This is a genomic window from Geobacillus kaustophilus (genome assembly GCF_000948285.1).
Taxonomy (GTDB): domain Bacteria; phylum Bacillota; class Bacilli; order Bacillales; family Anoxybacillaceae; genus Geobacillus; species Geobacillus thermoleovorans_A.
Genome location: NZ_JYBP01000002.1, coordinates 1 through 9829 on the forward strand (window position 1 = coordinate 1; position 9829 = coordinate 9829).

At 43.9% G+C, this 9829-nt stretch carries 12 protein-coding genes and 2 pseudogenes; 5 read left to right on the forward strand and 9 right to left on the reverse strand.

Translation table 11 applies throughout. The features are described 5' to 3' along the window. From LG52_RS20015 to LG52_RS00470, 3 genes and pseudogenes are all read left to right on the forward strand, one after another. A pseudogene (locus LG52_RS20015) lies at positions 1-327 on the forward strand (hypothetical protein); the annotation flags it as partial. Then, positions 305-1219, forward strand: a complete 915-nt coding sequence (locus tag LG52_RS00465; RefSeq protein ID WP_044730425.1) for a BRCT domain-containing protein — start codon at positions 305-307, stop codon at positions 1217-1219. The pseudogene LG52_RS20015 and the gene LG52_RS00465, both read left to right, overlap by 23 nt. Before the next feature lie 105 nt (positions 1220-1324). Then, a complete protein-coding gene (locus LG52_RS00470) occupies positions 1325-2284 on the forward strand; it encodes a DUF6414 family protein (protein ID WP_044730426.1) in 960 nt (319 codons plus the stop codon). On the opposite strand, the gene LG52_RS00475 is transcribed toward LG52_RS00470, so the two are convergent. Next, positions 2268-2471: a hypothetical protein gene (locus LG52_RS00475; protein WP_044730427.1), complete on the reverse strand. Its 204-nt coding sequence runs from the start codon at positions 2469-2471 to the stop codon at positions 2268-2270. The genes LG52_RS00470 and LG52_RS00475 overlap by 17 nt on opposite strands. Positions 2472-2646: 175 nt before the next feature. Between LG52_RS00475 and LG52_RS00480 the strand changes: the two genes are divergently transcribed. Both LG52_RS00480 and LG52_RS00485 read left to right on the forward strand, forming a co-directional pair. Beyond that, positions 2647-3333 (forward strand): ImmA/IrrE family metallo-endopeptidase, encoded by a 687-nt coding sequence (locus LG52_RS00480; RefSeq protein ID WP_063504911.1) that lies wholly within the window; start codon positions 2647-2649, stop codon positions 3331-3333. A gap of 125 nt (positions 3334-3458) precedes the next feature. After that, entirely contained in the window at positions 3459-5012 is a 1554-nt protein-coding gene (locus tag LG52_RS00485; RefSeq protein WP_044730428.1) for a recombinase family protein, read from the forward strand. Here the strand turns inward: LG52_RS00485 and LG52_RS20440 are convergent. From LG52_RS20440 to LG52_RS20025, 8 genes and pseudogenes are all read right to left on the reverse strand, one after another. Continuing rightward, positions 5002-5163, reverse strand: a pseudogene (locus tag LG52_RS20440) (hypothetical protein); the annotation flags it as partial. The gene LG52_RS00485 and the pseudogene LG52_RS20440 sit on opposite strands and share 11 nt — an antisense overlap. Before the next feature lie 33 nt (positions 5164-5196). Then, positions 5197-5370: a hypothetical protein gene (locus LG52_RS20020; RefSeq protein WP_011230059.1), complete on the reverse strand. Its 174-nt coding sequence runs from the start codon at positions 5368-5370 to the stop codon at positions 5197-5199. 263 nt (positions 5371-5633) lie between these two features. Next, on the reverse strand, positions 5634-6689 hold the full coding sequence (locus tag LG52_RS00490; RefSeq protein ID WP_014195023.1) for an RNA-guided endonuclease TnpB family protein: 1056 nt from the start codon (positions 6687-6689) through the stop codon (positions 5634-5636). Positions 6690-6866: 177 nt separating this feature from the next. Further along, complete coding sequence (locus tag LG52_RS00495; protein ID WP_044730433.1) at positions 6867-7115, reverse strand: DNA-binding protein; 249 nt, start codon at positions 7113-7115, stop codon at positions 6867-6869. A 254-nt stretch (positions 7116-7369) separates the two neighbouring features. Next, positions 7370-7498: a hypothetical protein gene (locus tag LG52_RS20730; protein WP_269430039.1), complete on the reverse strand. Its 129-nt coding sequence runs from the start codon at positions 7496-7498 to the stop codon at positions 7370-7372. 127 nt (positions 7499-7625) lie between these two features. Beyond that, positions 7626-8321, reverse strand: a complete 696-nt coding sequence (locus LG52_RS00500; RefSeq protein WP_044730429.1) for an N-acetylmuramoyl-L-alanine amidase — start codon at positions 8319-8321, stop codon at positions 7626-7628. Then, positions 8318-8731: a phage holin family protein gene (locus LG52_RS00505; protein ID WP_044730430.1), complete on the reverse strand. Its 414-nt coding sequence runs from the start codon at positions 8729-8731 to the stop codon at positions 8318-8320. Before LG52_RS00505 ends, LG52_RS00500 begins: the two co-directional genes overlap by 4 nt. Before the next feature lie 537 nt (positions 8732-9268). Beyond that, the coding region (locus tag LG52_RS20025; RefSeq protein ID WP_044730431.1) for a hypothetical protein at positions 9269-9829 on the reverse strand (561 nt) is incomplete at its 5' end.

Consider the following 9829-nt stretch of genomic DNA (forward strand, 5'->3'; position numbering starts at 1 on the left):
GAGAAAGAAATCATCGGGCTATGTCCTAACGTTGTTTGTGAACCGGCTTCTAAAAATGAATCGGGACAAACGCGTATTTTGATTCAAACTCCTGATGACTTATTGCTCATGTCTCCGTTGATTGTAAAAGATTTTGATAAGGCTTTAAAGTCGATGGAAGACTATCGAAAGTACGTTGGCAAAGCAGAAAAAGTCATCGAGGATTTATTTGAGTCTATAAATGACACGGATATGCAGCAAGAAAGGACATCACCGCCATGTGGCTTGATGTCTTTTTTATTCTCGTATGAAATGGGGAGAGGAAATGAGCAAGTTCAAAGAAATTGAAGATTATCGCAAGTTCACCTTCAAAGGCGAGTTGCACAAGTCCATTAACTCTTTGATTGGAATTATCCACGGGATTCGTTCCGATAACATCACTAACGAAAAGGAGATCGCGGAACTCATTCATTGGTGCAACCTACATAGACGATTTGCGAAAAAAGCGCCTTTTAATGAAATCATTCCGTTAATTGATCAGGCTTTGCTGGATAACAAATTGGAAGAAGAAGAACTTGAGGATATTCTGTGGCTTTGCAACAATATCGTTAATGAGAACGATTTTAATAGCTACTACGACGTCATCACATCATCTATACAGCAGTTACATGGAATTCTCCACGGCATCATGGCAGACAACGTTTTAAATGACGTGGAAATTGAACAACTGTCAAATTGGATTGATGACCATGACTTCTTAAGAGGAACATATCCCTTTGATGAGATCCATAGCCTGCTGGTGAGTGTAAAACAAGACGGGATTATCAGCGAAGACGAGAAAAACTTGCTAAAAGCCTTTTTTGCCACTTTTATTGATACAAGGGTATCTCACAACATTAATGAATTCGACGTAAAATTCCTAAAAAGCCAATACTCAATCATTGGCATATGCGCTGTTAATCCAGAAATCATATTCGAAAATAAAGTGTTTTCCTTCACCGGCGCCTCTCACAGGGCAACACGCAATGAGATCGCCCGTATTATTCAAGAGATGGGCGGAATATTCAACAATAATGTTACTAAGAGTACCCATTACCTCATCGTGGGGGGGAACGGCAATCCTTGCTGGGCGTTCGCTTGCTATGGGCGGAAAGTTGAGAAAGCGATTGAATTAAGGAAAAAAGGTACACCAATTATTATCGTGCACGAAAATGATTTTTGGGATGAAGTAGTTATTTAAAATGTTTTAGCTATAGATTAACCACATCTATCCTGCCATTATATGCTTTCGACACTAATTCGTCTGTCATTGTAACATTAAAAAATGTAACAGGAGTAGAAACGCATGAAAGAGATTATCTATCTAAATACTGAAATCATGAATTCCCTGATCGCCCAACTCGATAAGGGAATTACAACATATTATTCATTGGAACAGACAATACAGGAAACCAATACAGAAACGTCACAAACAACCAGAGGAAAGGCAGCTGGATTCAACGGAACTGTCCAATCGGGTACAGGTAGCCTATTATCCAATGTGAGCTTAAGTTTTGGCGCTAATATTTCTGGAAATGGAAATGAAACCAACGGTAGCTCCAGAGCTTTATTAGAAGGGCAACGAGATTTATTAAACAAAGCATTTCATGACTATGCTTTGAACATATTGCTACAACTTCTAAAAGAGAACGAAAAATTAAAAACAAATTCCTGCTCCCTTACCGAGGGGGACATCTGTCTATGGGAGACTGATTGGAAATATTACGATTTTGAGTTTATCAGCAGGATTGCTGATCTAGACGATATTTTAGAAACATTAGGGATATATGTATCGGCGGATGAATATAGGCAGGCAGAAACGATTGTGCAAAAAACTAAAAAATACCCTAAAAATCCCGAATTTATCAGAGCCCAACATATTATTAATCAACATCAATCTGTAATGCTTCAAAGGAACATTCTAAAACAAATACAAGTATTTTCTTCGTACGCTAATAGTTTCTTAGGTAACTACTCAATAATTAAGGCAGCAAACACCTTTCAGTTAATCGATAAAGGAATGTTGCGCGAAGTTCCAACAGCCCTATCAATCCGATCTGCCTCGGCACGCAAGGCAAAAATTCTTTTTAGGGTCATAGGTAAGCGTGATATAATCCACAACAATGACGACTTATGCGGAGTTTTAGGGGAATTGCAAGACTTCACCCAACTCGCAAATTTCATGTTCGACTTAATTTTAGGCAGCTTCCAAATACTTAAACAAGGGGATTATATTGCTACGCCAATTGCTATTTATTACGAATAAAGCGAAAAGCTGTTTCTGTCTCCTCTTTATGTTTTTGAAACTCATTCAATTTTTGATTCATCATTTGATGAGTCTCGACGATACGTGTGACGTTCTTAACACGCATAGTTTCATATTCTTCATTAAGTGTTTTTGATGCTTTGATTGCCTCATTAAAGATTTTATCAATTATTCTTTTTCCGAACATTTTGCTCACCACCTTACTTTTATAATATGCTTAATACAAAAAAACAGCAAACCTTTTTTCGGTTAGAAAATATGGTTTCGTCAGTTATCCTTACAGATTGATCCCTTTTTAGGGGTCCTTTCTTTTTCTTGTCATCTAGAACGCACGTTCCTATAATAAAAGTGAGGTGATTAACATGAACTTCTCGTCGTACCAATTCACCCCACTGGAACAATATATTCGCGAATTGTACGACCATTTGGCGATCACAGAGCCTGGCCAGCTCGATATGATCGACATTGCCGCAAAGCTGAACGTCTGGTTGCATTTTGCCGACATCCGAAGCACAGCTATCGAACGGAACGGAGTGTACAGCATCATCATCGACCGCCGCCTTAGTCGCCAGCAACAATGGCAAGAGTTTGGCCATGAACTTGGGCATGTGTTGCGCCATGCAGGCAATCAAATGCTACTCCCGCCTTCACTCGTTCAGCTTCAAGAGGCCCAGGCGACGAATTTTGCGCTTCACCTTTGCGTGCCAACGTTTATGCTGCTTGAGCTCGATCTTCCGCATACGGAAAAGGAAATCATCTATGTATTAAGCGAAACGTTTGGTGTAGAGCCGCTGTTCGCCAAACGGCGCTGGGATCGCTTTAAGGAGCAATGGGAAAGCTATCGGTTTTACGAAGCGCTTTTCAGTCATATGCAAGTGGCTGAACCGGTTGCCGCCGCTGTCGGCCGTGATGCGGAAAGCAATCTTAGTCTCCTTCATGAGTACGCCGTTGCACATGATGGCTCATTGTTTATTGACGGCCGCTTAACGGACGAGGAACAACGAGAAATCATCCGCTATTTGCAGCAGATGGACCAAAGGAACAACTAAAAATCATTAATTATACCGGCACAGAATGGATGAATCACGTAAAATCAGAACAGCCAGTCCGAATATTTGCCTCTTTTTTGCATACATGGTGATAGCGAGTTCTATTCCAGGTCAGAGGTGGTTTTATGTATAGGCCCAGAAACTTGGACGTGTTCATATATCTTCGCAAAAGCCGGAAGGATATCGAGGAAGAGAAAAAGGCCGCTGAGTCCGGCGCGTCATACGACACATTGCAACGCCATCGGGATAACTTGCTGGCCGTAGCGCGTAAAGAGGGTCACAATATCCTCGGCATCTTTGAGGAGATTGTGTCCGGCGAGTCCATCGCTGAACGCTCCGAGATCCAGAAGCTTTTGCGTGAACTGGAAACAGGAGTGGCTGATGCGGTGCTTGTCATGGATATTGACCGCCTTGGCCGCGGTGATATGCTTGACCAAGGCATTTTAGACCGTGCCTTTAGATATTCGGGAACGAAAATCATCACCCCAACGGAAGTCTATGACCCGGAAAGCGAGACGTGGGAGCTCGTCTTCGGTGTGAAATCCATCGTGTCGCGCGAAGAACTTAAAGTCATTACAAGACGCTTGCAAGGTGGTCGGCGCGACTCGGCCACTAAAGGCCGTTCCATCTCAAAAAAGCCGCCGTACGGATACCTGCGCGACGAAAAATTAAAGCTATACCCCGATCCGGAAACGTCATGGGTCGTGGTGAAAATCTTCGAAATGACGCGGGATGGATACGGACGCCAGGCGATCGCCGCTGAACTGGATCGACTTGGAGTAAAACCGCCCGATGGGAAGCGGTCCTTTTGGTCTCCGTCGACGATCAGCGCCATTATCAAAAACGAGGTGTATCTTGGGCATATCATTTGGGGCAAGGTGAAATACATTAAGCAAAACGGCACGTATAAACGCAAAAAAATGCCGAGAGAGCGCTGGTATATTAAAGAGAATGCCCATGAGCCCCTTGTGTATAAAGAGCTCTGGGAGGCCGCTAACAAGGCATATCGGAGCCGCTGGCGACCTTCCACGGTGGAAAGTAAACCGCTGGCTAATCCGCTGGCCGGGTTGCTGAAATGTGAAGTCTGTGGCTATACGATGTGGTATCAGCCGCGTAAAGACCGTCCTCATCCGCTTGTGCGCTGCCCAAATCCGAAATGCAAAGGGGTGCAAAAGGGGGCGCTCCTGCCGCTCGTTGAGGAAAGAATCTTGCAATCCCTCGCAGAGTTCATCGATCAGTTCGAGGTTCGGGAGGATCAGTCAGCTCGAAAAAAACAGCGTTCGATCATTCCGATAAAGCAAAAAGCCGTCGAAAAAAAAGAAAAAGAGCTCCAAGAGCTCCATAAACAAAAGGATGCGTTGCATGATCTGCTAGAGCGAGGCGTCTATACGATTGAAACATTCCTAGAACGCCAGCACACGATCGTCAATCGGATTAAGAAAACTCAACAGGAAATCGAGCAGTTGCGTGAGGAAATCGCCAAAGAGCAGCTGAAAGAAAAGAACATCAACGAGTACATCCCGACGGTTAAAAAGGTGCTGGACGCCTACCGCCTCACCGACGATGTAGAAAAGAAAAATCGCCTTCTCAAGTCGGTTCTTGAGAAAGCGACTTACTTGCGTAAACCGGAGTGGACGAAAAAAGATCAATTCATAATACAAATTTATCCTAAAATCTAGCGCGAGGCAACGGCCTCTTTTTTTCTGGAGAAAAGAAATGCTTCAGTGCCTGGAACACATCCGACTTTTGTTTTAAAATATAGTAATTAAATCGCTCATCTTTAATATTTTGATACGCTCTCATAAGTGTAGAGGGTGTGCGGTTGTACTGATACAACTATACACGCTATACACATCGGCCGCGCTATCTATAATCCATCATATGCTCCAAAGCCTCTTCAAAAAACTCACACGCCGCGACGATCCCCTCGGCAAAAGCCTGTTCCACAACGTCTTCTGTTTCCATTTTAGCATATTCCCTTTTCTGATCAGCGACAAAAGCGTGTAGAACAAGCAGTTTTACTATTAATTTATCCATCGCGTTCCCCTCCTCATTATTGATCCCGGAGTTTCAGCCGCGCACCGGCTACCTTTATGTCAGAGTACGGCTGCTGGGGTTGTTGCGGTTGTTTCAATGATCTTGACACTCCGCACGCCTAAAGGCGTGGGATTCTTGGGTCGCTCACGTCCTCATCCATTTCTGGTTCGGACAACGCCCAAGTTCAGGGGTGTGTCATCACCCCATCCCATCGGGTTAGGATGTACCCCCATGGGCGGCGCACCTGTGACCAGTGCGCTAGGTTAGACGGCGAAGCCCGAAATCGCTTTGGCGATGTTGATGGCGCCATTCAAGTCGGCGTGGAGAGTGTATCCACACCTTTGGCATCGAAAGCGGATGCCGTTTCGGTTCGCTTTCTCTCGATAACCACATTTACACGTTTGGCTCGTGTAGGTTGGATTCACCCACTCAACGCGAATGCCCGCCATTTCCGCCTTATAGGCAATCATCGTTTGCAGTTGATGAAACGCCCAAGCATGAAGGCTTCGCCCCGCTTCTTTGGCCGATGTTGCCCGCTTGCGAATCCCCGTCAACTCTTCCATTCGAATCACGCCAACACCGTTGGCGAGCGCAAAATTCACGATTTGACGGCTGATTTTGTGATTTTGATCCTTCATCCAGCGGGACTCTTTACGGCCGATTTTGCGAATCATATGGAGCTTCTTGGCTTTTCCTAATCTCCTTCGCAAAGCCGCATATCGTCGGCGTACAAAGGCGCATTGGTTCCCTTTGAAAAACCACGATTTCGTTCCCACGCTGGCCACAGCGATATAGCGAAGCCCAACGTCAACGCCCATCACCTTTGTTTCGTGCCGCGGCTTCACGTCAAAGGTGATCGCGATCGCCAAGTACCATTTCTTTCTCTTTTTGTAGAGCTTGGCTGCCCCTTGTTTAGCGGTTCCATCGAGCAGCCGATTCAGCCATGCTTCTTGATAGGGGCGCGTGACGACCGGCACGCCAATTCGCTTCTCCAGTGTGGGGAAGGAAACCGTGTAGAACTCTCCTTTCTTTTCCACCTTCACGTTTTGATTGTTAAAGCAACACCATAATGTTCGAAACTTCTTTGTTTTCTGGTTTTTCTTTTGGGACTTCACTTCTCGAATCGTCTGATTCACGACAGCGGAAGGAAACCGCTGCGACGAAAACTCTTTAAATAGTTTGCTCGTCGCTTGATTCAGCTCGGGATGATTCAACAGCCAATTAGCAAACGCGGTATTCACTTCTGTCATCCGTTCATACATGCCCTGTTTCACTTTCGTTGGGTTGTGCAGCTCCAGCCTTAGTGTGATGGTCGGCATGGATTCACCTCCTTGCGACGATTACATGATACCGCTTTTTTCATCATCATTCAATAATATGAAGAAAACGGCTCGCTTTCATCCCACCCCTCAAGGAGCGGGCTTTCTCGCTCGCTGATCTGTAAATCCATGCAAAAAGGCGGAGCGATCCGCCTTTTTCTCTGTTGTTTATTAGACTCATTCCACATCATACGGTCGGTATTTCTTGCGCAGTTCCTTTAGCTCTTTGGAAAGGGATTCCACATCAGTCCGAAAAAACAGCTTGTCTTTTTGGAAAATTTTAATTGGTGTTATTCTTCCTGATTCCATTAACTTGCTAAGTCGTTGATATGTCACTCCCAAGATCTCCATTGTTTCAGCGACCCCGAGGACTTCACTTTTAATGAAGTCCTCGAGTTCTTTTTTTGATGCAAAGTGATATGACACGTTCACTTCCCCCTCATCTGTCGCGAAAATACGAGACAACATAAGCAATACCTGCAATCCCCCATACAACAATAACGATCAATAACACGGTATCCAATACTCTGAGATGTCTAAAGTCAGTGGTCATTAAAAAACGTACGGCAACAAACGCTAACAAGACGTTGGCGATCCAAGCTAATTTTGACATACACTTCGGGAGATGATAATATTTTTATACAGAAGCCCTTCCCGAAGGTCGGGCTTCCGTCTTTGGTTTATTTGCGACGTTTCTTTTTGGAACGTCGCTTTTTCTTTTGGCTTCGTCCTTCTAGAAAGGCAATAGCCGCTAGGACGAAACCAGCGATACTGCAAAGTTTCTCGATGATGTCCAGCCACTTCATCATCTCCCTGTCGTTCACCTCCTTTCTGATTTTATTATAACATATCTATTTAAATATTACAATAGATAAAATAAAAAATTTTCTATTTCAGTTATTTTTTATATCCCCTGCCGTTTGGCAGGGGAAACAATCAAACAATCACGGCTGGATAGCCTTGTCCCTTCAATTCTTCTGCCAGTCGTTCCGCGTTTTCTCGGTCACTGAATGCGCCAACTTGCACGCGATACAATTTTCCGTCAGACTCTTTTTGTTGTTTTTGTGGTTGTGGTTTTGCTTTTTGCGGCAATCCTAAAAACTTCGCGACACCGCGCGCGTGAGCTTCCCCAACTGCTTTGAGGAATGCCTCATTTTTCAAGTATTTTGCGTCATTGCTGTCTATGAACAAGTTTTCAGTTAAAACAGCAGGCATTTTCGTTTCCCGAAGAACGGCATAATTAGCCCGTTTTTTGCCTCGGTCTGTAATTGCTCCGAATCCCCGCATTGCGAATAAAATTTCGCCATGCAACACGTTTTGCAAAGCGATTGTTTGAGAAGAAACACCGCCGTTGTAAACATAGCTTTCAAACCCAGTTCCTTTTCCAGCGTTGATATGCACGCTGACAAATACGTCTGCTCCCCAATCGTTCGCCATTTTAGCTCGCTGGCTCAATGTTAGTGTTTGATCTCCTGCACGGCTGACACGCAGCTCAAATCCAGTGTAATTCTCAAATAGGTGATCTACGGCATACTCAACGATTTGGTGTGTCAAGGTCTTTTCCTGCAATCCGTTCGCGACCGCTCCCGGATCACTGCCGCCGTGTCCTTTGTCCAAGAAGATTTTTTTCATTTCTTATCGCCCTCCTTACTTTTTCCTTTCAACACTTCGACTGCCTGCATCAAACGATCTGGAACAGGCACTCCCATTCTCCCAACGTTTTCAAAAATGCTCAGCAATTCATTGGCCATATAAAAAACGATAGTCGCATCGCGGAACATATTTTTTGTTCCAAGTGCGCTATCGACCAAATGAGCCAGTGCAACCATGACAAAAATCATGACCTTCTTAATAATGCCTTTGAATCCAATTTTGCTTGATAACGTTTTTTCTGTGTAACCAGCAGCCAATCCGCTCCCGTAATCAATCACAACCATCCAAAATAATACGAGTAGCAGCCCTGTTGACTCGCCAAATAAATACCCAACCGCAGCCCCAATCGCAGCCGCGCCGATTTTGTAGATCGCATCGAGCCTCTCCATTCGTTTCACCTCAATTATAAAGCGGATTATAAGGTGGCAAAATGAAACCATACGTAAATACTAAAAATCTGTTTGATGTAAACGCGCGTTTCCGTTTGGTCCTTTTCCACTTGGTCTAATCGCTCGTCTAGCCGCTCATACTGTATTTCTAGTTTTTTACTTTGTCTTCTAAAATGTCTACGCGGTTGTCCATTATTCGCCCTCCTTTACCTCGCCCCGTTATTAAAAGCTATCTATATAAAGGTCATAAGTTAATTTCATGGTGTTTGTGTTTGTTTTGGTGACAGGGCTAGGCAATAGGTTTCGAGCGCCTATAAATCCTAACGGCCGTATAGTAACGTCGCGTTTCGTGTAATCATTTCCGCTCGGTCCCGTCGTTTTTTATATGGCGTATTTCTATAAATTGTTTTTTCGTCGGGTCGTATGTTATGGCAGACCAATTATCTACATATGTTCTAACCGGTGTATTTTTCGATAAACCTAACATTGTGCGGTCAACAAAATATGTGTACCCGTCTACCGTTATCGCTAACATATCTAAATCCGGTATATATAGTGCATACCGCTACAATATTTTTGATAAACATAAACGGACTCCGGCTGGATCACTTTAACGTCTAGCGGGTTCACTAAATCATTGATGTTATAGCGATTTATTTGCAAATTGTCCAAATAGCTTGTACGCGATTCTATATAAACGTCCTGCCCTGTAATAGCGAATAGGTCAAACAAATAGCTGCCATAGTATCTACTGGTTTGGGACGTTCCCGGTATATTTTTTGGTGATCCATTTTGCCCAAAACAATAAAGATTGCTACCGCTTACCAAATAAATATCCCCGTTCGGCGCGATTTCAAAGTTTTCGTAGTTCGAGCTAGTATTTAATGTCGCATATACTTGGCCGTTTGTAATCGTCCGGGCCGGGATATTCAAGTCATAAACTAAAATAGCTACTTTATTCGTTTGTGCTTCTTTCCCCATAAAATACAATTTCCCGTTTTTTACTTTTGCCGCTACATTATTGACAAACAAATATCCATTTGGCGCGGATATTTGAAGAAATTTTTTTCCTACAACCGCCCCGGACCCATTTTCGTT

What these genes read in the sequence shown, in the direction of transcription:
- LG52_RS00465 (WP_044730425.1), top strand. Translation starts at nt 305, where the DNA reads ATGAGCAAGTTCAAAGAAATTGAAGATTATCGCAAGTTCACCTTCAAA.
- LG52_RS00470 (WP_044730426.1), top strand. Translation starts at nt 1,325, where the DNA reads ATGAAAGAGATTATCTATCTAAATACTGAAATCATGAATTCCCTGATC.
- LG52_RS00475 (WP_044730427.1), bottom strand. Translation starts at nt 2,471, where the DNA reads ATGTTCGGAAAAAGAATAATTGATAAAATCTTTAATGAGGCAATCAAA.
- LG52_RS00480 (WP_063504911.1), top strand. Translation starts at nt 2,647, where the DNA reads ATGAACTTCTCGTCGTACCAATTCACCCCACTGGAACAATATATTCGC.
- LG52_RS00485 (WP_044730428.1), top strand. Translation starts at nt 3,459, where the DNA reads ATGTATAGGCCCAGAAACTTGGACGTGTTCATATATCTTCGCAAAAGC.
- LG52_RS20020 (WP_011230059.1), bottom strand. Translation starts at nt 5,370, where the DNA reads ATGGATAAATTAATAGTAAAACTGCTTGTTCTACACGCTTTTGTCGCT.
- LG52_RS00490 (WP_014195023.1), bottom strand. Translation starts at nt 6,689, where the DNA reads ATGCCGACCATCACACTAAGGCTGGAGCTGCACAACCCAACGAAAGTG.
- LG52_RS20730 (WP_269430039.1), bottom strand. Translation starts at nt 7,498, where the DNA reads ATGATGAAGTGGCTGGACATCATCGAGAAACTTTGCAGTATCGCTGGT.
- LG52_RS00500 (WP_044730429.1), bottom strand. Translation starts at nt 8,321, where the DNA reads ATGAAAAAAATCTTCTTGGACAAAGGACACGGCGGCAGTGATCCGGGA.
- LG52_RS00505 (WP_044730430.1), bottom strand. Translation starts at nt 8,731, where the DNA reads ATGGAGAGGCTCGATGCGATCTACAAAATCGGCGCGGCTGCGATTGGG.